This window comes from Lactobacillus kefiranofaciens (assembly GCF_900103655.1).
Taxonomy (GTDB): domain Bacteria; phylum Bacillota; class Bacilli; order Lactobacillales; family Lactobacillaceae; genus Lactobacillus; species Lactobacillus kefiranofaciens.
In genome coordinates this window covers 165,392-187,618 of record NZ_FMXC01000002.1, presented here as the reverse complement: position 1 = coordinate 187,618, position 22,227 = coordinate 165,392, and the positions used below count along the sequence as shown (strand labels likewise).

22 protein-coding genes and 1 riboswitch are annotated in these 22,227 nt (G+C 36.4%); of the genes, 15 read left to right on the top strand and 7 right to left on the bottom strand.

Annotated features, from left to right (window positions below; all coding sequences use genetic code 11):
* Positions 1–271 precede the first annotated feature (271 nt).
* Together murA and BLP58_RS02165 are read left to right on the top strand one after the other, a co-directional pair.
* Positions 272–1,567 carry a UDP-N-acetylglucosamine 1-carboxyvinyltransferase gene (gene murA, locus BLP58_RS02170; RefSeq protein WP_025084042.1) on the top strand — a complete coding sequence of 432 codons (1,296 nt, stop codon included), beginning with the start codon at positions 272–274 and terminating at the stop codon, positions 1,565–1,567.
* A 55-nt stretch (positions 1,568–1,622) separates the two neighbouring features.
* Positions 1,623–2,141 carry a GNAT family N-acetyltransferase gene (locus BLP58_RS02165; protein ID WP_013855291.1) on the top strand — a complete coding sequence of 173 codons (519 nt, stop codon included), beginning with the start codon at positions 1,623–1,625 and terminating at the stop codon, positions 2,139–2,141.
* Between the two features lie 44 nt (positions 2,142–2,185).
* On the opposite strand, the gene BLP58_RS02160 is transcribed toward BLP58_RS02165, so the two are convergent.
* The 5 genes from BLP58_RS02160 to BLP58_RS02140 form a co-directional block, all read right to left on the bottom strand.
* Positions 2,186–3,610: a C69 family dipeptidase gene (locus BLP58_RS02160; protein ID WP_013855292.1), complete on the bottom strand. Its 1,425-nt coding sequence runs from the start codon at positions 3,608–3,610 to the stop codon at positions 2,186–2,188.
* A gap of 62 nt (positions 3,611–3,672) precedes the next feature.
* Entirely contained in the window at positions 3,673–4,497 is an 825-nt protein-coding gene (locus BLP58_RS02155) for an AraC family transcriptional regulator (RefSeq protein WP_013855293.1), read from the bottom strand.
* Positions 4,498–4,662: 165 nt separating this feature from the next.
* Complete coding sequence (locus tag BLP58_RS02150) at positions 4,663–5,946, bottom strand: nucleobase:cation symporter-2 family protein (protein WP_013855294.1); 1,284 nt, start codon at positions 5,944–5,946, stop codon at positions 4,663–4,665.
* 7 nt (positions 5,947–5,953) lie between these two features.
* Positions 5,954–6,532 (bottom strand): xanthine phosphoribosyltransferase, encoded by a 579-nt coding sequence (locus BLP58_RS02145; protein ID WP_013855295.1) that lies wholly within the window; start codon positions 6,530–6,532, stop codon positions 5,954–5,956.
* A 69-nt stretch (positions 6,533–6,601) separates the two neighbouring features.
* Positions 6,602–6,699, bottom strand: a riboswitch (purine riboswitch).
* Between the two features lie 64 nt (positions 6,700–6,763).
* On the bottom strand, positions 6,764–7,726 hold the full coding sequence (locus BLP58_RS02140; protein ID WP_013855296.1) for a helix-turn-helix domain-containing protein: 963 nt from the start codon (positions 7,724–7,726) through the stop codon (positions 6,764–6,766).
* Between the two features lie 220 nt (positions 7,727–7,946).
* Between BLP58_RS02140 and guaA the strand changes: the two genes are divergently transcribed.
* The 7 genes from guaA to BLP58_RS02105 all read left to right on the top strand — a co-directional run bounded on the left by guaA (position 7,947) and on the right by BLP58_RS02105 (position 16,792).
* Complete coding sequence (gene guaA / locus BLP58_RS02135; RefSeq protein ID WP_280944154.1) at positions 7,947–9,500, top strand: glutamine-hydrolyzing GMP synthase; 1,554 nt, start codon at positions 7,947–7,949, stop codon at positions 9,498–9,500.
* 186 nt (positions 9,501–9,686) lie between these two features.
* Complete coding sequence (locus tag BLP58_RS02130) at positions 9,687–9,935, top strand: hypothetical protein (RefSeq protein WP_013855298.1); 249 nt, start codon at positions 9,687–9,689, stop codon at positions 9,933–9,935.
* Positions 9,899–10,183: a hypothetical protein gene (locus BLP58_RS02125; protein WP_025084043.1), complete on the top strand. Its 285-nt coding sequence runs from the start codon at positions 9,899–9,901 to the stop codon at positions 10,181–10,183. Before BLP58_RS02130 ends, BLP58_RS02125 begins: the two co-directional genes overlap by 37 nt.
* Positions 10,184–10,191: 8 nt before the next feature.
* A complete protein-coding gene (locus BLP58_RS02120; protein ID WP_013855299.1) occupies positions 10,192–12,885 on the top strand; it encodes a class I SAM-dependent DNA methyltransferase in 2,694 nt (897 codons plus the stop codon).
* Entirely contained in the window at positions 12,869–13,621 is a 753-nt protein-coding gene (locus BLP58_RS02115; protein WP_013855300.1) for a hypothetical protein, read from the top strand. Before BLP58_RS02120 ends, BLP58_RS02115 begins: the two co-directional genes overlap by 17 nt.
* Before the next feature lie 11 nt (positions 13,622–13,632).
* Positions 13,633–15,582 (top strand): DEAD/DEAH box helicase, encoded by a 1,950-nt coding sequence (locus tag BLP58_RS02110; protein ID WP_013855301.1) that lies wholly within the window; start codon positions 13,633–13,635, stop codon positions 15,580–15,582.
* Positions 15,569–16,792 (top strand): GIY-YIG nuclease family protein, encoded by a 1,224-nt coding sequence (locus tag BLP58_RS02105; RefSeq protein ID WP_013855302.1) that lies wholly within the window; start codon positions 15,569–15,571, stop codon positions 16,790–16,792. The genes BLP58_RS02110 and BLP58_RS02105 overlap by 14 nt, the downstream gene beginning before the upstream one ends.
* Positions 16,793–16,983: 191 nt before the next feature.
* On the opposite strand, the gene BLP58_RS12560 is transcribed toward BLP58_RS02105, so the two are convergent.
* Entirely contained in the window at positions 16,984–17,040 is a 57-nt protein-coding gene (locus tag BLP58_RS12560) for a putative holin-like toxin (RefSeq protein WP_305367132.1), read from the bottom strand.
* 177 nt (positions 17,041–17,217) lie between these two features.
* Between BLP58_RS12560 and BLP58_RS02095 the strand changes: the two genes are divergently transcribed.
* From BLP58_RS02095 to BLP58_RS02085, 3 genes are all read left to right on the top strand, one after another.
* Positions 17,218–17,520, top strand: coding sequence for a hypothetical protein (locus tag BLP58_RS02095; protein ID WP_013855304.1), 303 nt, complete (start codon positions 17,218–17,220; stop codon positions 17,518–17,520).
* Positions 17,513–17,746 carry a DUF4160 domain-containing protein gene (locus BLP58_RS02090; RefSeq protein ID WP_226908600.1) on the top strand — a complete coding sequence of 78 codons (234 nt, stop codon included), beginning with the start codon at positions 17,513–17,515 and terminating at the stop codon, positions 17,744–17,746. Before BLP58_RS02095 ends, BLP58_RS02090 begins: the two co-directional genes overlap by 8 nt.
* A gap of 217 nt (positions 17,747–17,963) precedes the next feature.
* Positions 17,964–19,274 (top strand): Fic family protein, encoded by a 1,311-nt coding sequence (locus BLP58_RS02085; protein WP_013855305.1) that lies wholly within the window; start codon positions 17,964–17,966, stop codon positions 19,272–19,274.
* Positions 19,275–19,334: 60 nt separating this feature from the next.
* On the opposite strand, the gene BLP58_RS02080 is transcribed toward BLP58_RS02085, so the two are convergent.
* Positions 19,335–19,850: a hypothetical protein gene (locus BLP58_RS02080; RefSeq protein ID WP_013855306.1), complete on the bottom strand. Its 516-nt coding sequence runs from the start codon at positions 19,848–19,850 to the stop codon at positions 19,335–19,337.
* A gap of 517 nt (positions 19,851–20,367) precedes the next feature.
* Between BLP58_RS02080 and BLP58_RS02075 the strand changes: the two genes are divergently transcribed.
* Genes BLP58_RS02075 through glyA form a run of 3 tightly spaced genes read left to right on the top strand, consistent with a single transcriptional unit; the run spans position 20,368 to position 22,187 of the window.
* Positions 20,368–20,628, top strand: coding sequence for a hypothetical protein (locus tag BLP58_RS02075; RefSeq protein ID WP_013855307.1), 261 nt, complete (start codon positions 20,368–20,370; stop codon positions 20,626–20,628).
* Positions 20,609–20,902: a hypothetical protein gene (locus BLP58_RS02070; protein ID WP_025084045.1), complete on the top strand. Its 294-nt coding sequence runs from the start codon at positions 20,609–20,611 to the stop codon at positions 20,900–20,902. Before BLP58_RS02075 ends, BLP58_RS02070 begins: the two co-directional genes overlap by 20 nt.
* A 49-nt stretch (positions 20,903–20,951) precedes the next feature.
* A complete protein-coding gene (glyA, locus tag BLP58_RS02065; RefSeq protein WP_013855309.1) occupies positions 20,952–22,187 on the top strand; it encodes a serine hydroxymethyltransferase in 1,236 nt (411 codons plus the stop codon).
* Positions 22,188–22,227: the final 40 nt, after the last annotated feature.

Genomic DNA, 22,227 nt, shown 5'->3' with positions numbered 1-22,227 from the left:
GTTCGTGCCAGCCTAAGAAAGACGCATGAAGCTCATCTGGGCATTCATCACGGCGCCATTGAAAGCTTAACAGCAGGTCATAGCTATTTGGATGATTTCGGCAGAAAATTAAGTCAAATAAATATTTAAGAAATTAAGGTCAGACTAATGGTTAATAGCCTACCGCAAAAATATTGACACTTACCTGAAGGCCTCAGCTCTTGTTTTTTTCGTAAATATCCTTTAACATTATTATGATTAATTGAAAGTAGAAAAGGATTTGTTTTCGCCAATGAAGCAGATGATAATTCATGGTGGAAAGCCCTTGCAGGGTGATGTTTGGATCGGTGGAGCTAAGAATTCTACGGTTGCATTGATTCCAGCATCAATTTTGTCGAGAACACCAGTAACTTTGGAAGGCGTCCCAAGAATTGCTGATGTTGTCAACTTGATGGACTTGTTGAGTGAGATGGATGTACATTGTGATTTCGGAGAGACCACGTTGCGCATTGATCCTACTGATATTAAAATGAGTCCATTGCCAGCTGGGAAGATCAAGAGTTTACGTGCATCATATTACTTTATGGGTGCGCTTCTTGGTCGTTTTGGCAAAGCAGTTGTGGGCTTCCCTGGTGGTGACGATATTGGACCACGTCCTATTGACCAACATATTAAAGGCTTTGAAGCCTTGGGCGCTAATGTACAGAATAAAAATGATCAGATTATAATTACGGCTCCTGAAGATGGACTGCACGGTGCGAAGATTCACCTGAAGATGCCATCTGTTGGGGCTACAATGAATATTATTATGGCTAGTGTGACCGCACAAGGTCAGACAATCATTGAGAATGCCGCAAAAGAGCCAGAGATTATTGATTTAGCTACCTTTTTGAACAATATGGGGGCAACTATTCGTGGCGCTGGTACTGATTCGATTAGAATTGAAGGTGTGGATATGCTTAAGGCGCAGATTCCGCATACGATTATTCCTGATAGAATTGAAGCTGGTACTTATGTAGCGCTAGCTGCTTGTATCGGTAACGGTATCCGCATTCATAATATTATTGAAGAACACCTTGATTCATACCTGGCTAAGGTAGAAGAAATGGGGGTAGTGATTGATGCTGATGAAGATTCACTGTATGTTTATCCAGCAGGGGATCTTAAGATGGTGCAAGTGAAGACGGATGTCTATCCGGGCTTTGCGACAGATTTGCAGCAGCCAATTACACCGCTGCTTTTGACTGCTAAGTCTGGTGAAGGTGTAGTAATTGATAATATTTATCCAAAGCGCATTGGTCATATTGCTCAGTTGCAGAAGATGGGCGCTAATATCAAGGTTGAGGACAATATTATTTTGGCTCACCCCACTAAGCAGCTGCATGGAGCTGAAGTAACCGCGGGGGAGATTCGCGCTGGTGCGTGTCTAATGATTGCTGGTCTGATGGCTAGCGGTACTACGGTTATCGATAAGGCCGGCAATATCTTGCGTGGCTATGATCGAGTGCAAGAGAAATTGCGTCAATTAGGTGCCGACGTGAGTATCAAGGATGATCCCGCCGTACCTGGCATTTTAGACAATATCTAAAAAGAAAATTAAGCTGCATGATCTAGATCATGTAGTTTTTTTGTGGAGAAAAATAATGAGTTTAGTTTTCATGAGACGTGCAAAAGAGGCAGATGTGGATAAAATTGGGGAAATTTTAGCTGATGCTATCCATTTTTTGAAGGAAAGTGGTAGTCCGCAGTGGCAGAGTGGGTATCCTAACTGTCAAAGTGTGCGCGAAGATATCAAAAATGGCGCGGCTTGGGTATTAACTGTGGATAAAGAAGTCGCAGCTTATGCGGCTGTGGTGATTGGCAGAGATCCAAATTATACTAAGATTGCTGGTGCGTGGAAGAATGCTGTTGATCAATATGCGACGATCCACCGCATTGCAGTATCAGATAAGTTTAGAGGGATGCATTTGAGTCAGTTTTTCTTAAGCAACATTATTTCAGTTACTTATGCACAGGGGATACGCAATTTTAGAATTGATACTTATCAAAAGAATAAAATTGTCCAGCATATTGCAACTAGTCATGGCTTTGAAAAGCGTGGAATTATTCAAGTTGATGATCCAATTGATCCAGATCGCTGGGCTTACGAATTAAATTTATAAATAAAAAATCACATGACCGTTTAAGCCATGTGATTTTTTATTTATTAATCAAGCAAGTCGTATTTCAAAGTCATTAAACCGTGACCTTCGTCAACCATTTGGCCAAGTAGTTCAACAGTATTGTAGTAAACTGTATCAGCCATCTTTTGGTTAGCTGCAATTAACTTATCTTGCAATTCCTTGCCTACAAGATCCTTAACTTCCTTGTCAGTATCGTGTTGGATCTTGTGGCATTCTGCTAAACTCTTTTGTTCAAAGGCATCTTCTAATTCGCCATAAACGCGGTAGTTAGTGTCACCGAGTTGAGCGGTCAACTTGTTAAGCCAGAAGATCTTGTTCAAGTTGAACTTAGGCGTAGTTTGGAAGTTCTCTGGAGTAGTAGTGACGTTAGTGTAGAATGGTACCATTGAGTTAAAGGTGTTAGGGCCAAATGCTAACCATTGTACGCCAGCGATTGCTGCAGGAACATCGTTTCTGATTTGCAAAATATGGGTTTCAAAGTTTCTGTTGATGCCGATTGGACGGAAGGTCTTCTTTTGTTCAGCTGTGCCCTGGTCGCCGTAAGCATCGTAAGGAGTGTCTTGGTAGTGTGAACTTTCAGCCCATTTAATGTCTTCGATTGAGATCAAACGGTTTGCGTGGCAAACGAAAGGTTGATCTTGGTCAGCAGGAGTGCCACCGAAGTCTGGGTCAAAGTAGTTGTGAATGTACCAAGCACGTGGGTTATTGTAGTGAGCATCTTTGATAGTTGATGAACCAAAGATGTGACGCATGTTGTAGCCTTCGCGGTCTGGATTTAAGTGGTATTCGCTGATTAAATCCTTTAAGTCGCTTGAAGCGGCGAAATTGTCAGTGTCGTCAAAATCGAATTCATCGATGTTTAAACGGTTGGGTGCGATGACATAAGCATCGTCAGGGATGCGACGAGCGATCCAGTGGTGGCCGCCGATAGTTTCAAGATACCAAATAGTGTCCTTGTCAGAAAAGGCCATGCCGTTCATTTCGTAAGTGCCGTACTTTTCAACCAAGTAACCTACGCGCTTAACACCGTCGAAAGCTGAATGCAGGTATGGAAGAGTTAAAGTAACGAAATCTTCTTCTCCTAAACCACCTTCACTTGGATCAAGGATTGGATCAACGCCTTGGATGCGTGAATTAGTAGTAATGGTTTCGGTAGCGGTCATAGCAACGTTGTCAGCGTTGATGCCGGCAGCGCCCCAAGTACCGTTTTTGCCAGAAACATCAGGAGCTGAAGTATAGCGCAGTGGAGTTTCTGCTAAATCTTCGTCGTCAATCTTTTGCTTGCTGATGACACTGGTATAGTGCTTAGGTTGGTCTTCTGGGTTAACGGCCTTGAAGCCTTCAGGGATAATGACTCTACCGCCGTCTTCACTACGAGCGATCATAGTTGAGCCGTCGATAGTTGCTTTTTTACCTACTAAGATAGTAGTACATTCTGTTTGTTTCATCTGATCATTCCTTTACTGTAAGTTATATTTCTACCTACTATATATTGTATGCAAAAAATGGATTAATTTCCACGAAATACATTAGGACTCACACCACTGTAGCGCTTAAATGCCTTGGAAAAGGTGAATTCATCCCCGTAGCCGACTTTTTTGGCGACTTCCTTTAAATTATGCGTGGTACTTGTAAGTTCTTTCTTAGCGGCTTCCATGCGCAATTTCATAAGGTATTTTTGCGGTGAAATTTTGGTGTTTTTTCTAAATAGTGAGTACAAAAAACTCCGAGAAACTCCCAGTCGGTTACACAACTCGATAATGTTGCAGGTGGGATCGGTGTAGTTTTTATTTAAGTAGTTGATTGCAATTTGATATTGATCATTTTTGGGAATTTTACGTACTGGGGGATGATCAGGAAATTCGCTAACTAAGTGATAAAAGAGCTGGTAGGTGAGTGAGGCGATCTGTAAATGATTAAGCAGCGTTTTTTTCTTATTCAAAACACCATATAGTTCAGTTAAAGTTGAAAAGAATTTAGTATTTTGAATCTGACGTAAAAAGTTTTTGTTCGGTAAATTCGAAGCTTTGAGTATCTTGCCAGTATCGCTGCCAGTTAATCCGATCCACAAATATTCCCACGGGTTGCTGTGATCAGCTTGAAAAGAGCAAGTCCGACTGCGTGGTACCAAAAATAAATCGCCAGTTTTTAATTTAACCTCGTGATGACCACTGGATAAAAAAGAGCCGGTGCCTTTAATTACATAGTACAAAACATCATTTTTGCGTAAATTATCGCCTTCAAAATATTCGTCAGGCTGACATTGCTGTTGACCATAAAATAAAATATGACTATCGATCTCTGGATTAGTTAGATTATGAAATTGATTAGGCATCTTGACCTCACTATAAAAATTACTCTTAACTACTATTATATAGTAAGTTTAAGAAAATGTGATCGATAAGAAAAAAGCGCTCATGAGGAACACTTTTCGAGGTTTAAAGAATATTCATAGAAAAATTATGTGTGGAATTATAAATTATGAAATGGGGTATTCAACTTATTGGGCATCCCTTCTTCCGTTAAAGATGAGGTTAAGCAAGGTTGCACTTAAGCTGGCTACGACAATCCCGTTACCTAAGAACAATTGCACTGTTTGTGGTAAAGTTTGGAAAATTTGTGGATAGATGGTAACGCCTAAGCCTAAACCGATTGAGATGGCCACTACTAAAATATTGCGGTTGTTTTCAAAATTAACCTTGGTTAACATTTTAATTCCTTGAACGGCAATCATGGTGAACATCACAAGCATGGCACCACCTAAGACTGCATCAGGGATCATGGTAACTAAAGCACCAATTTTAGGAAGAAGTCCCATACCCATCAAAAGGCCAGCGGCCCAGAAAATAGGACGTTTAGTTTTAATACCTGATAATTGAAGCAAACCAACATTTTGTGAGAATGTGGTGTAAGGGAAGGTGTTGAAAAGCCCACCAAAGACTTGAGCTAAGCCTTCAGCGCGATAGCCCTTTTTGAGGTCTTCTTCAGTGATATCTTTATGAAGCAAATCACCGATAGCGAAGAAGACGCCAGTGGATTCGACCATCGAAACTAAGGCGATGATAATCATCGTTAAACAAGATGACCATTCGAATTCAGGTACGCCGAAGTAGAACAGTTGTGGCAAGTGGAACCATGATGCTTGCATGACTGGTTTTAATGAAACCATGCCTAAGCAGCTAGCGATCAGCGTGCCGACGATCAAACCAATTAAAACAGAAATGGAACGCAGGAATCCTTTAGTCCAGACTTCAATGGCGACAATGATGATGATGGTTAAAAAGGCAACGATAAGATTTTTAGCATCGCCGAAGTCCTTGGCTTGCACATTTCCGCCGCCCATATTTTGAAAAGCGACAGGGGTTAAAGTTAGTCCGATAACGGTGATCAGCGTGCCAGTAACTACTGGTGGAAATAGCTTCTTAATTTTGGAGAACCAACCAGAAATAAGGAAAACGAAGATCCCCGCCACGATGATTGCCCCGTACATAGTGTTGATTGAAAACTTCTGCCCAATCATTTCTAGTGGCGCAACTGCTTGGATGGCACAGCCTAAAACAACCGGCAAACCAATTCCAAAATATTTATTGCGAAATAATTGAATTAAGGTGGCTAGGCCACACATGAAAATATCGATGGAGACAAGGTAAGTCATCTGCGTACTATTGAATTTAAGTGCGGTCCCGATCAAAAGTGGAACAGCAACCGCACCAGAATACATAGCAAGCAAATGTTGCAAACCTAAGATAGCAGCTTTTTTGTGACTAACTTCTTTTTGTGCCATTTTTGTTTTATTCTTCCCCTTCGAAATGAACGTGACCATCCTTGAAACTGTCGATCTTGGCTAAGGCTTCAAAACGCAAGCCTTCGTTTTCGACCCATTCGCTACCGCCTTGGAAGGTCTTGGCAACGATAGCGCCGACACCAACGATGTCACAGCCAGCTTGCTTAGCAATGTTGACCATGCCCTTAACAGCTTCACCGTGGGCTACAAAGTCATCGATGATTAAAATGTGTTCACCTTGGTGCAAAAATTTTTCTTCCACGCAGATCTTGTTGTTAACGTTCTTGGTGTAGGAAAAGACATCTGCCCAGTAGACTGCATCGTTAAGCGTTGATGGCTTCTTTTTTCTAGCAAAAACCATTGGGACACCTAATTGGTAAGCGGCCATGATGCCGGGTGCAATACCAGAAGCTTCACAGGTTAAAACTTTGTCGATCTTTTCGTCCTTAAAAAGTCGTTTAAATTCTTCACCACATTGCATCATCAATTTGGGATCAACTTGGTGATTTAAGAATGAATTGATCTTCAGCACATTCCCATCTAAAACTTGTCCATCTCGTTTAATTCTCTCTTCTAATAACTTCAACGTTATCCTCCTAAAGAAATAAGGACCTCTTCTACCTAAAGCTAGGTAAAAGAAGTCCTTAAGATAATTTATTAACTTTCAATCACCTATAGTCCACTATTTACGGTAGTGGGTAGAAACTGTCGACCTTATTACGACGTTATATAGATATTTGTGTTGGTTTAATCTTAGCAGAAGATGTTAACGAACACAAGAGGAAAATTAAGAGCTAATGTTCGACTTATTGAAAGGCTATTCTGCTTTTTCTTTAATGAAAAAGTAAGTGAATAGAAAGTAGGCAATCACACTTAAGTAAAAGAAGTTAGAACCACTACCATAAGGGAAAAAGCGGGAAAGGATGTAGTAAATTCCAATAACTATTAAGGCATACACCCAACTGCCATAAACAAATAAGCGGCGAAGGTGAATTGGTAAGTGCTTTTTATGCTTGATTAAGATCGAAAAGCTAACTTGCTGGAGTAAATAAGAGCTGAAAAAGTAGACTGCAATACTTAAAAGTAGCCAAGTCATTCCCCAAGAAATAACACCGCCCAAGCCGTTTGAGTAATTTTGACTGGCGATCAGTGGTGGGATGATGCTTAAGCTGCCTAAAACACTAGCTAGTACAACATATTTGTTATTGCTTTGCCGAAACTGTTGAATTTGGGATGCTAACTTAGCTTTGGTAGCAGTTAAGTTAAAGTTTTGCTTTTTTAAATCTTTGAATTCACGCATATTTAACCAACTATAAACTAATAGACCGCAAGCAACCGCGATGACAATCAGACTTAAGGCTAGCCCAGTTAATCGAATAATCAAATTGTTAATTTTAAGCCAAATATCGAGAGCTGTCGTAAAACAGAGAATTGCGAGACTGCAAATGGTCAGACTAATAGCTAGGGCACGTAGTTGAGAGTTCTTTTTGGCGGCGGCTAAATAGTTTTCTATTTTATCATCAGCTAGAATGGGTAATTCTTTAGTTGGAGTATTATTTTCATTTTTCACTTCAAAAGAAGGCGTACCATTTTTTAGTAGATAATCAGTAGTAACGCCGAATAATTCTGATAAATCGACAATTTTTTCAATATCGGGAATAGATTGATTGCTTTCCCATTTAGAAACGGCTTGCCGGCTGACATTCATCTTTTCAGCTAAGCCTTCTTGGGAAAGATGATCTTTTTTGCGTAATTCCGCAATTTTTTGACCTAATTTCATGATTGATTGTCCTTTCTGTTTTTGCTTAACTTAAATCTACAAAAAAGCCTGGTTGCAGACAAGAACTTTATGCTTGCATTGCTGGCAACTAGCGGTTGCAACTGCTGGTTGCTTAGGATGAAAGCCGAACAATAAACGAGTATTTTGTATTTTTTGATTGACCTTTTTAATTTTTCCTAGTAAAATTAGTTAAAAATGTGTAATTGAAAAGAGGGAGTAAATAGTGGCTAAGAATCTAGACGATTTTGATAAAATTATTGTGCTTGACTTCGGTAGTCAATATAACCAATTAATTACCCGCCGTATTCGTGACTTCGGCATCTATTCTGAACTTTTACCACACGATCTTTCCATCGAGAAGATTAAGCAGATCAATCCTAAGGGGATCATTTTTTCAGGTGGTCCAAATAGCGTTTATGACGATGGAGCATTAAAAGTTGATCCTGCAATCTTCAAGTTGGGTATTCCAATTTTGGGTATCTGTTACGGGATGCAATTAATGTCTTACGACCTAGGCGGTAAGGTTGAACAAGCTGAAAACAAGGAATATGGCCGCGCTAATATTACGGTTGAAGACTCAGACAGCATTTTGTTCAAGGGATTGCCTTCAAAGCAATACGTTTGGATGAGCCACGGCGACTTGGTAACTCAAGCTCCAAAGGGCTTCGAAGTAACTGCTTCCAGCAAGAATTGTCCAATCGCCGCAATTGCTAACCCAGCTAAGAAATTCTATGGTATTCAATTCCACGCAGAAGTGCGCAACTCAGAATATGGTTTAGATATCTTGAAGCACTTTGCTTTTGATGTTTGTGGTGCCGCTGCTAACTGGACCATGAACGACTTTATCGACATGAAGGTTGATGAAATCCGCAAGGAAGTCGGCGATAAGAAGGTTATCTTAGGCCTTTCTGGTGGTGTTGATTCCAGCGTTACTGCAACTTTATTGCATAAGGCAATTGGTGATCAATTAACTGCGATTTTCGTTGATCACGGGATGCTGCGTAAAGACGAAGGCGACCAAGTAATGCAAGCCTTGAACAAGGATCTTGGGGTAAACATTATTCGTGTGAATGCCCAAGAAAGATTCTTGAACAAGCTTAAGGGTGTTACTGATCCCGAAAGAAAGCGTAAGATCATCGGTAAAGAATTTATCGAAGTCTTCAACGAAGAGGCTAAGAAAATTAAGGATGTTGACTTCTTGGCTCAAGGTACGCTTTATACCGATGTCATTGAATCAGGTACTAATACCGCGCAAACTATTAAGTCCCACCACAACGTAGGTGGTTTGCCTAAGGACATGCACTTCAAGTTGATTGAACCACTGCGTAAGTTGTTCAAGGATGAAGTACGTGAACTTGGTGAAAAGCTGGGTATTCCGCATGACTTGGTATGGCGTCAACCATTCCCAGGTCCAGGCCTTGGTATTCGTGTTCTTGGTGAAGTTACTGAACCTAAGCTGAAGATCGTGCGTGAATCTGATGCGATTTTACGTGATGAAATCAAGAAGGCTGGATTGCAAGAAAAGATCTGGCAATACTTCACGGTTTTACCAGGAATTCGCTCAGTTGGTGTTATGGGTGATGGTCGTACTTACGACTACACCATTGGTATTCGTGCCGTTACTTCAATTGATGGGATGACTGCTGACTTTACAAAAATTCCATGGGATGTATTAGGCCACATTTCAGACAGAATCGTAAACGAAGTAGACAACGTTAACCGCGTAGTTTACGATGTCACGAGTAAGCCACCTTCAACTATTGAATGGGAATAAAACCATTATATTAGTTGGAATTGGAATGCCGATATATCAGCATTTAACAGGAATAAAAACTACTTAAAAAGGTATTAATTGACATAAAAGTATGCCAAAAGTATGCCAAAAAGAAGAAGCTCTTAGTATTATAATTATACTAAGGGCTTTTTATTCATGTAATAATTTGGAAAGGAACAAAAATATATGGATAAAGCAAAAATTATGTATGAAAAAGCTATTATTTCTAGAGATAATGTGGCAAGAATTAATTTTGACAAACGATATGTTGATATTGAAGGAAGAAGAATAAATTCAGATCAACCACAAATGTCATTAATTTCTACATTTGTAGTTTTTATCATTAATGTTTCAGAAGGAATAATAGGTAGTTTACTTGCATCTAAAATAGAGAAATTGTGGAATGGAATGAACGTAATAAAAATAAGATATTAAAGAAATTGGATGCAACGGGAAAAATGCAGTCTTTAAAACCTAGTTTTAAATTATGCAATAATCAAGGAACAGAGATCACCATAATTGTCAGTGGTGACTTGATGCAGACACAAATTATAAATATATTTGAAATCCTTAGGCATTTGAAAAATGATAGATATATTTTTATGTTATCTGAAGATGGAACAATAAAAATTTATACTGAACTTGAGTATGCGCAATCAAAGCATGATTTACAAAACAGGTAGGAACAAAAATGGCAATTACAGAAATTGAAGACAAAATTTCAGAGATAATCATTAAGAAGGATCATGATAACTTTATCTATGACTTTTTAGGAGTGTATGACATCCCTAAAGCAACGATTACTAAATTAAAGAAAGGCATCAATAACTTATCTGATATTGCTGGTGAAGTTTACTTGAAGAATAAACTTTATTATAAGCAGACGGATAAGGATTTAATGCAGTCATTTACTGATGTTAAAGCTAAAGTTGATGAGTTAGGAACTAAGCCTAGATATATATTTGTTACAAACTTTAAAGAAGTCTTAGCATACGATATTAAAACAGATGATACATTGAGCATCCCTTTTGAAAGATTGCCACAGAAGTTTGAATTCTTCTTAGCATGGAATGGTATTGAAAAGGCGGACTTTGATAAAGAGAATCCAGCTGATATTAGAGCGGCTGAAAGATTTGCTAAATTGTATGATGTGATTGTTAAGGATAATCCTAGTGCAACAAGAAAAGGTTTGAATCTTTTCTTAATTAGAGTACTATTTTGTCTTTTTGCAGAAGATACAGATATTTTTGAAAAGAATCTGTTTACTACCAGACTAAAGGAATTAACTAAAATTGATGGTAGTGATTTAGATGATTTTATTGGTCAGTTATTCAGTGTTCTAGATGTTAAAAAAGAAGATCGTCCAGAAGATACTCCTAGTTGGTTAGCAGACTTTCCATATGTTGATGGTGATTTATTTAAGGATCCACATGAATCATTGAAGTTTACGGCTAAGTCTAGAAAACTAATTATTGATGCTGGTGAGAAACTAGAATGGGATCAGATTAATCCTGATATTCTGGGATCTATGCTTCAAGCCGTTGCCAGTGAAGACAGTCGTAGTCATTTGGGGATGCACTATACTTCTGTACCAAATATTATGAAAGTTATTAAGCCTTTGTTCCTTGGTGATTTAAGAAATGAATTTGAAAAGAGTAAAGGAAATTACAAGAAACTTCAACATATTTATGATCGTATTGGCAAGATTAAGTTTATGGATCCTGCCTGTGGCTCTGGTAATTTCTTAATTGTGACTTACAAGCAATTGAGACAACTAGAGATTGATATTTTAAAAGAACAAAATAGAATTCTAGCTGAAGAAGGTAGCGGTAAGGCTATGATGTATCTGCCTTCTGTAACTTTAGATCAATTCTATGGGATTGAAATTGATGACTTTGCTTGTGATACTACTCGTCTTTCTCTCTGGATTGCTGAACATCAGATGAATATTAAGCTTAGGGATGAAATTAACAATGCTGTTCGTCCAACACTACCTTTACAACATGCAGGAGCTATTGTTTGTGGTAATGCTTTGAGATTAGATTGGGAGAAGATCTTACCTCATAAGAAAGATGATGAGGTTTATTTGTTTGGTAATCCACCTTACTTAGGTTCAAGAAACCAAAATGATAGTCAAAAAGAGGATCTCGCACTAGTCTTTAATGATAATACTGTGGTAAAAAAATTGGACTATGTTTCAGGTTGGTTTATTTGTGCATCTAATTATATCAGTAACACTAACGCACAAAGTGCTTTTGTATCAACAAATTCTATTGTACAAGGAGAACAAGTTCAACGATTATGGTCAAGAGTTTTAAAAGAAAATGTTAATATAAAATTTGCATATACTTCTTTTTTATGGAGTAATAATGCTAAGTCTAATGCTAATGTATATGTCATAATAGTAGGCTTATCTGGAATAAAAGAAAAAACTGAAAAGATAATTTTTACAGGTAATTCATTTAGAACAGTAAAATTTATTAATGCTTATTTAACTGATGGACCTAATGTAATTATTAAACCGTCGAGTAAACCTCTATTTTTAAAGTATTTAGCATTAAGAGGTTCAAGTCCTACAGATGGAAAAGGCGGATTCATTTTATCCAAAAGTGAATATAAGAATGAAGTTAATAGAAATCCAAATTTAAAAGAAATTATTTGTCCATATGTTAATGGAAAAAATTATATTAACAATACGATGGAATATTGTATATGGATACCTACAAAACAGATCTTTGATAAATTTAAAGATGACATATTTATTAAAGACAGAATACAGAAAGTTGAGATAGCTAGATCAAAACGTAAAGATAAATCGTTAATACATATTCCATATAAATTTCAGGTGGTTCAAAATAGAGATTTACCAGCATTATTTATTCCTCAGGCTTCCTCTGGAAATAGAGACTATATTCCTATGGGGTATATAAGTTCTAAATCTATAATTGCTGCACCTAACTTCGGTATATATAATGCACCCATATATTTATTAGGGATTTTGATGTCAAAAATGCATATGTCTTGGATTAAAGCTGTTGGTGGAAAATTAAAGACAGATTTTAGATATTCAAACAGATTGTGTTTTAATACCTTCCCTGTTCCTACTTTATCTACACGAAGAAAAAAAGAAATAGAACAACTAGTTTTAAATATTCTTGATATTCGTGAAGAAGAAGGAGGTACTTTAGCAGAGTTATATGGTTCACCACTTGCTGAAAAGAATCCTAAACCAATGAATGCAAGGCTATTAAAGGCTCATCAAGAACTTGATCAAGTAGTTGATCGAGCATATAAACCTAATGGTTTTAGAGATGACAATGAACGTTTAGCTTTATTATTAGATATGTACAGTAAGAAATCGAAAGAAAATGAATCAACCAATTAAAACACCAGAAGAATTTTATCAAGACTATGTTGCGCTTTTTGTTCCAACTAATACTGGCTATAACGAATTAAAAAGTATGACTAAAAAGTTGAACATTATATTTGAAAAAGCATGGGCAATAAATTCCGAAGAGACAGCCAAATTAATTGCCGCATGGGTATTAGGAACTGAAGAAAATAGGGGACTTGAGAATCGAGTTGCGTACGATACTTATATTCAACAACATGTAGAAACCACTTCTTACATAGATAGTATGAAAAGTGACCCTAATTTTTCAAAAACTATGTTAGCGCGACTATTAATAGACGACTTTAAGAATTCATTTGAATTGGATATTAAGATTTTAGCTAATTTAGTATGTATTGATCGGCTAATTCATGGACAGGATTATTCATTAGAATCTTTATATTTTGAATCAGCAGGTAGCTTAATAAATCGTTTGAGACAATCTCAAACCGATTGGTCCTTCATAATTAATGCTTTAGATAAAAAAGTTAGAAACGCTTCATCCCACTTAAACTTTGTTTATGATGCTCGACGAGGATTATTTATTGGTAAGGACGTTGATAGAAGAACTAAAAGTATTGAAAGCTTTGAAGTAACCGCAGAAGAATTCCTTTTAAAGACACTACCAGGTCAATCGAATATTATTCAATCATTTATTGCATGTGGTGAATTGCTTTGTATGAAGAAAGATAGTCGAATACATGTAGAAGCATTAAAAGTTTTAAATTAAAGGTAATAAAAATGCAAGATAAAAATGTAGTTGAAGTAAATTATCATCAAACTGGTAAAAGCACTAATACCAATGAATTAGGGATGCGTGAGATGCAGGTGCGTGTTTACCAACATCGTAATTCTCAATATCTTTTAGTTAAAGCACCACTGGCTTCAGGTAAATCTAGAGCTTTAATGTTTGTAGCTTTAGATAAGTTGGCTAATCAAGGCGTTAAAAAAGTTATTGTAGCTGTTCCAGAAAGATCAATAGGTAGATCATTTAAGAATACTGAATTAGTCAAATATGGCTTTTATGAAGATTGGAAGCTTGATCCACAATATGATTTAACTCTTCCAGGTGGGGATGAAAGCAAAGTACAAAAACTAGTGGACTTTCTTAATTCTTCAGAAGGTAGAATTTTAATTTGTACGCATGCTACCTTAAGATTTGCCTATGAAAAAGTAGCTGATGATCGTGCATTTGATAATGTTATGGTTGCGATTGATGAATTTCACCATGTTTCATCTAATGATAGTTCTGTCTTAGGTACTGCCTTGAAGAATATCATGCATAATTCCTCTGCCCATATTATGGCTATGACTGGTTCTTATTTTAGAGGAGATTCAGAGCCAATCCTTTCTCCAGAGGATGAGCAATTATTTGATAAGGTCACTTATACATACTATGAGCAACTCGATGGCTACCAATACTTAAAGTCATTTGGAATTGATTATAAGTTTTATCAAGGTTCATATTTAGATGCTTTACCAGATGCGATTGATACAACTAAGAAGACGATTATTCATATTCCAAGTATCAATTCTAGTGAATCGACTAAGGATAAATACAATGAAGTTGATGCTATCTTTGATGCAATTGGTAACCTCGTTGATAGAGATGATAAGACTGGTATTTATACCATTAAGAGTAAACAAACTGGTAAATTATTAAAAGTTGCTGATCTGGTTAATGAAGATGGTAGAGAAAAGGTTCAAGAGTATCTAAGAAATATTAGTAGTGCTGATGATTTAGATATTATTGTGGCTCTTAATATGGCTAAGGAAGGATTTGACTGGCCATGGGCTGAACAGGCTTTAACTATTGGTTATCGTCATTCATTGACTGAAATAGTTCAAATCATTGGTCGTGTAACTCGTGATAGTTCAAATAAGATACATGCACAGTTTACTAATATGATTGAACAACCAGATGCTAAAGATGATGCTGTTCAATACGCAGTTAATCAAATATTAAAGGCTATTACTGCATCCCTCTTAATGGAACAAGTACTTGCCCCAGAGATTCATTTAAAGAGAAGAAATCATAAATCTGATACTCCTTCAGGGGATGCAGATATTTTGATTAAAGGACTTAAAGAACCAACTACCAAGAGGACTCAAAGTATTATTGAAAATGATCTGCCTGATTTGAAAGCCGCGATTTTGCAGGATCAAGATGTAAAGAATGGAATTGCAGCTAATGTGGATGCAGAAGTAATGAATAAGGAATTAATTCCTAAAGTTGTTATGACTCGCTATCCAGATTTAAGTAATGATGAGATAGATCAAGTTAGTCAATATGTTGTAGCTGATACTGTCTTGCGTCATGCTAAGGTAGATTCTTCGGTTGATCAAGAAGGAAATACGAATGAATTCCTTAAGATGGCAGATAAATTTATTAATGTTAATGATTTAGATATTAATTTGATTCAGTCAATTAATCCATTCCAAAGAGCTTACGATGTTATGTCTCAAAACATTGACAGCAATACTCTTAGAATTATTGAGCGTTCAATTGATGCGAAGAAGTATGATTTCTCTGATGAAGAATTAATGCAATTGTTTATGAATGCAAAGGTATTTGTAGAAAGAACAGGACGCAGCCCAGATAAAAATTCCAATAATGAAGAAGAAGTACGTATGGCTTATGCTTTAGCTAAATTGAGTGACATGAAGGCTAGAAGAAATGAAAATAGATAATTCGCGTCCGATTCGCTCTCTTGATGATATTTTTAATGATCCTGCAGCTGACGAATTGTTGGCAAAACCTAAAAAGGTACAGGTTACTTATGATCCTGAAGTTGAAAAATTTAAAGAGATAGAGAGCTGGGTAAAGGAACATAATGGCAAGGAACCTGAGAAGACTACAGATCTTAGTAGATTAGGTGAACGAAAATTAGCTAGTAGATTAAAAGAAATTCGAGAAGATCCAGAAAGAATAGAACTATTGAAACCTTACGACAAATTAGGTTTACTAAAGCAAGAAGATCAGAATGTGGCTTTAAAAGAAAAAGTTAGTCATGAAAAGATGACTTTCAATTCTTTAGATGATATTTTGAATGATGATTCCGCTTTGTTTGATAATTCTGGTCAGTCCTTGAATTCAAAATTATTTGATACTGGTTCCCTTAATGCATATAAAAAATCTCAAGAAAATGTTGCTAAAAACAAATCAAAGAGAAAAACAATGGATGATTTTAATAAATATCGTCCGATGTTTAAGAAAGTGCAAGCTGAGTTAACTTCGGGCAAGCGACATTTAGTAAGGTATGGTAATAATAAGCTCAAATTACATGGATTCTATGTTCTAAAAGGTCAACTAATGTATATTGAATCTATTGGCTCCGAGTTTAAAAACAATAACCGTAGTGATACCGATACTGATGCACGTTTACACGTAATCTATGACAATGGGACAGAAAATTTCCCGTTGAGAAACGGTTTAATTGCCTCCTTATACGGGTCTAAGCAACGTGGTGGCGGTGGCAAGATTGTCACAGAACCAGATAATAAATTTGAGTTCGGGGCTAATGATCAAATAACTGGCTATGTTTATGTATTAAAATCACTTAGCAATAACGCAGATGTAAAACGAATTCAAGAGGATCATCCTTTGTATAAAGTTGGATTTACTTCGGGAACAGTTGAAAGAAGAATTGCTAACGCCGAGAATGAGTCTACTTATTTATATGGTCCTGTTAAAGTGGTGGCAGAGTATCAGGTTATAAATCTTAATCCAGAAGCTTTAGAAACAGCTTTGCACCATGCTTTATCTCAATATCGTTTAGATGTAGATATTAAGGCAGCTAATGGCAAGATTATTCATCCTAGAGAATGGTTTGTAGTAGACTTTGAGACTATTAATGATATTATTAATGAAATTATGAGTAAGTTACAGATGGCAAACTAAAAATCTTAAGAAATTATAAAGGTAAGCTAAGCGAGCTTTTTAATTGAAAAACATGTTATAATTAAGTAAAGAAAAAGGAGACACAACGGTCTCCAATTACAGCCCGCTTTGAGATCGGTGGCTAATGATTAATATTTTGTACTAAAAGGCACTCAATATAACCCGCCAAAGTTATAAGATTGAGCGGCTTTTTATTTATTGTGGTGGTCGATGTATGTCAGCAATGCCAACAGAAACGTCCCAAACATCAGCATCAAAGAAATGCCTTCGTAAACCGACATGACTGAAACCTTTTCTTTTAGTGTAGGCCATAGCCCTCACCTCCAGGAGGATAAAAACAGCCACCGCTCATAAAACTTTCTGCAGAAATATGTCATTTTTTTGCGTAATTAATAATGGAGTAGGTAAAATGAAAGGAGAAAAATATGTTTTTACTTACGAAAAAAGGTGACAAAATGTTGTATCCTTATGCTGAATTTCCAGGTCGGTTAATAGTTACACATACTCAACCATTAAAAGAAAAAGATGGAAGTATTAAGGTTGAGGTAAACTTCGAATTGCCAACGGATGATGGCTTTAGTGAAGCAAGATATACTTTGCCAGATTATAAATTGCTTTTTAATAATGGCTTTACTCCCTCTGAGACTAAGCGCAATGAAGAGATCCTGCACAATAATGCCAAAATTATCTTAGCAGCGGCAAAAGAGAAAGAGGCTACAGATACCTAATTATTTTACTTATGCGGGATATAAATTATATTTTTGGTCGAATGAAGGTAATGAACCAATACATGTTCATGTAACTAAGGGACACCCCAATCCAGCGTCAACTAAATTTTGGATTTTAAAAGATGGAACAGCTAAGTTATCCAATAATAAAGCAGAATTGTCTTCAAAGGATCTAAAGAAAACTTTCCTGAACTGTGTAGAACTTGGAAGAATTACTTTAGGGTGAAAGATCTAAAATTTTATAAATGAAATATTGCTCAAAGCTCGCAATTAAGTTTGCGAGCTTTTTAATATTAACAAAATTCAAATTTGTTAATATTGAAGATCCATTAAAGCTATAGTTATTGACAAAAGACTGCTTTTGTTAATAATTATAGCTAACTAATATAATATAAATTAACAAAAGCCCTATTTGTTAATTTATATTAAAAATGGAGGCTATTATGGTCAAAAATTATCATTCATTATCTAAAGAAAAATACTTACATAAACCACAAATGGTTTCTAAAGAAGAAATAGATCAGATTTATCAATCACGTTTACATGGAGTTAGTTCATATCAAACCAATCTGTATCCCTTTTTGACTAATAAAAATGGAGTACAAACAAATAAATATCCTATCTTTTTTGTATATTTACCTGAGATTGTTAGATTAGAAAGTAACTTAAGAGATAATTCTAATCAAATTAAGAGACTTGCAGAAGCATTACCGGGAATTGCTAAAAGACAGTTTTTAAATTCACTTCTGGTATCTGAGATTACTTATACTAATATAATCGAAGGCGTAAAAACTGACCGAGGAGAGATTAGTACAATTATTCGTGATAATGAAAGTGATCCCAAACGCCCCTCACATAAGAGATTACAATCAACTATTAGAATGTATCAAGAAACTCAAAGTAATCACCTGATTGAAATTGAGTATTTAAAAGATTTTAGAGAAATTTATGACAGCTTATTAGAAGGCGAAATTGAACAAGATAAGTTGCCTAATGGTAAGCTTTTTAGAGATAAGTTATCAAAAGGTGAGAAATTACGAATAGGTGATGCTGTTCATACAGTTCATGTCCCTCCTCAGACGGAAGAAAATATTTCTGAGGCTCTATCTAGTTTAATTGAATTTATGAATAATGATGATTTACCATCAATTTATAAAAGTTTGATTACGCATTTCTTCTTTGAAAATACACACCCTTTCTTAGATGGTAATGGAAGAATGGGGAGGTATTTGCTTTCAACATATATTTCTCATAAGTATGATCATTTTACTGGCTTTTCAGTTGCTACTGCAATCCATTCACGGGTGCAAACATATTACAGGATTTTTAAGGAAGCTGATCAAGCAGAAAATTATGCGGAATTAACCTTTTTCATTGATGAAATGCTACAGTTGCTAGTTGCTCAACAAGAAGAAATTATAGCTACTTTAAGTGAAGATCGGCAGAAATTGACACAAATTGGTGCAAACATTAAGCATCAAGTAAATTCGCTTGATGAAAAATATGATAAAGAAGCAATCCATGCTGTTTTATTTTATCTAGGTGAATCAAAGCTTTTTGCTGGTAATAGAGAATTGGGGATTCTAGATAATGATATTATTGAATTGAATTCAAAAACTGGTAATATTTCGATTAGACGAACTAGGGATGCAATAATTCAATTGGAAAACATGCAATGGATTAAGGAAATTAACGGTAGACCAAAACAGCATGAGATATTGAATGAAATAATTGGATTAAAAGATAAGAAATAGGTTGTTTTAAGAAAGACGAACAAGCAAAAAAGCCCGCAATCAACTTGCGAGCTTTTCTTCTTACTTAGATAACTTATGCACCTTATGTGCCAGGACCATTTCCTTATTGCGATCTTCGTAGATAACGTCTTTGACATAGTTCCATGGTGCCATTAAGCGTCCCTTGTTGTTTCTCCGGAACAAGAAATCTGCGTGATGATGGTTAAGGTGGCGCAGATATCTTTTAGCATTCTGGATATGTGCATGATGTTTTAATGCAATTCTAGGTTCAAAATCGACAATCTTGTGATCAGCATTAAACACTGGATGAACTTTATGGTGCCAATTCTTAGTATCGGCAATGTGCCGGCTCACTTTCTTACCGGCTTCAACGATATTTTCTTTAGTGGCTAAGCCATTCTGATCATTCAATTGTGCATGTGGGTCAAGATAATAGTTGCCTAAACCATCTTGACGATAAAGTCTTAATTTCTTAAATGACTTATCCTTGTGGTCCATTTTTACTTCAATTACATCACCATTAATATGATTCATCAGATACATGTGATGCTTCTTCTTATAATTAACGCTCTTCATGATCAGAAATTCACCCCTATTCAATCTTAAAAGTATAAACATATTTTGTCTTGATGTATAGTAGGATAGCATGAAATTTTAGATAAATCATTAAGTTGCGCTTAAATAAAGTAAAAATAAGTTTTGCTGATAATTAAAATAGTAGCTTTTTTACGGTTTACTCCAAGTTTAAGGGGAAATGTGTTAATAACGGCATTTAACTATTCGTTAAAGCGTGTTACGCTAACCACGGACGTTATATTATAGGATGATTACTTTTAAGTGATTTCATGTATAAGAAAACATGCTTAACTACGGATAAAGTTAAGCATGCGTCCCATAATGCAAAGTCGCTCGTAATGTAGAGGTTGCGAGCGCTTTTATTTTAGAAAAAATTGAAATATATTTCAACTAAATATGTTAATTTTTGCCTTACAATTAATCACGAGGAGAAAATTCATGAAAGTTACTTATGATCGTACTGGGTGTAAATCTTTTTTTCAAAAAACATAAAAATTTACATTCGGTAATTGAGAAAATGATTCAGCAGGCTATTCAAGTTCAATTAGAGACGGGAATGAGCAAGGTGAAAATTGCCTCACCGGTTAGAATTGCGGGCCAGTCTATCTACGAATTTCGCTTAAATTTGAAGCAAGCTGGGTCAGTGCGAGTTGCTTTTGCCGTGAAGGATAAACAGATTTTGGTGGTTTTGATTACATCAAATTTGCAAAAAGATAGTTTTAGTCGAGAATTAGAAACGACTTTGAAAGGAAGTCATTATGCGTTTGGTTCCCGTTAAACAGGCAATGAATTTGCTTAAAAAGATGTGCAGCACTAAAAATAAGTATCAAGAGATTAAGCTGCTGACGGCTAAGAAAGATCGTGCAATTACTGTCAAAAATGATGGTAGCGAATTGACCTTGATTGAGGATGGCTATTTACATTTTACTCAAAAATATCCTTTGACTGATCCAGAATGTCGGCATTATGTAAATGCAGCTTTTAAGAAGGAATTTCCACGTAGTCAGCGCGCGTATTTAGTTACCGTGCCAAACATAGTAAACAAGTATTAGGAATGGTATAATTTTTGGTAAGATATCTGTTTAAAAAGGAGGACTTATCTTGAAATACTCAGAAAAATCACCCGTATTGTGGGATGCCATTCATCATGAAGAGCAGCGCCAGCAAGAGACAATTGAATTAATCGCTTCAGAGAACATTGTGTCTGATGCTGTGCGTGAAGCTCAAGGTTCAGTTTTAACTAATAAATATGCCGAAGGCTATCCTGGCAAACGTTATTACGGCGGCTGTCAATATATCGATCAAGTAGAACAGTTAGCGATCGATTATGCTAAAAAGTTATTTGATGCTAAGTTTGCTAACGTACAGCCCCACTCAGGCTCACAAGCTAATATGGCTGTTTATCAAGCTTTATTAAAGCCTGGCGATACTATTTTAGGAATGGGTATGGACGCCGGCGGTCACTTGACTCATGGCGCTAAGGTTAACTTCAGTGGTAAGAATTATCAATCTTATAGTTATGGCTTGAATACTGAAACGGAAGAGTTAGATTTTGACCAGATTCGCGCATTGGCATTGAAGGTAAAACCTAAGCTGATTGTGGCTGGTGCTTCTGCTTATAGTCGCATTATTGATTGGCAAAAGTTCCGTGAAATTGCCGATGAAGTTGGTGCATACTTGATGGTTGATATGGCGCACATTGCAGGGCTAGTCGCTACAGGTCAACATCCAAGCCCAATTCCAGTGGCAGATGTGGTAACTACAACTACTCATAAGACGCTGCGTGGACCACGTGGTGGGATGATTTTATCTAATAATCTTGAGATTGGTAAGAAGATTAATTCCGCACTTTTCCCAGGTATTCAAGGTGGTCCGCTTGAGCACGTGATTGCAGGGAAGGCACAAGCCTTTTATGAAGATTTGCAACCACAATTTACCGATTATATTAAGCAAGTAGTTAAAAATGCTAAGGCCATGGCTGAGACTTTTGCTCAGTCAGAGAATATTCGGGTAGTTTCTGGCGGTACAGATAATCATTTAATGATTATTGATATTACTAAGACCAGCTTAACTGGCAAAGATGCTCAGAATCTGCTTGATAGCGTGCATATTACGACTAATAAGGAATCAATTCCGGGCGACAAGCGCAGTCCATTTGTAACTAGCGGCTTAAGAATTGGTACACCGGCAATTACTAGTCGTGGCTTTAATGAAAAAGATGCTAAGAAGACAGCTGAGCTGATCATCAAGATTTTATCTAATCCAGAAGATGATGCTACAATCGCTGCAGTGAAAAAGGGTGTACAAGAATTAACACAAAAGCATCCAATTAAATAATTACTTGATTAAAGGAAAATTAACAGTCTTAGTTTGCTAC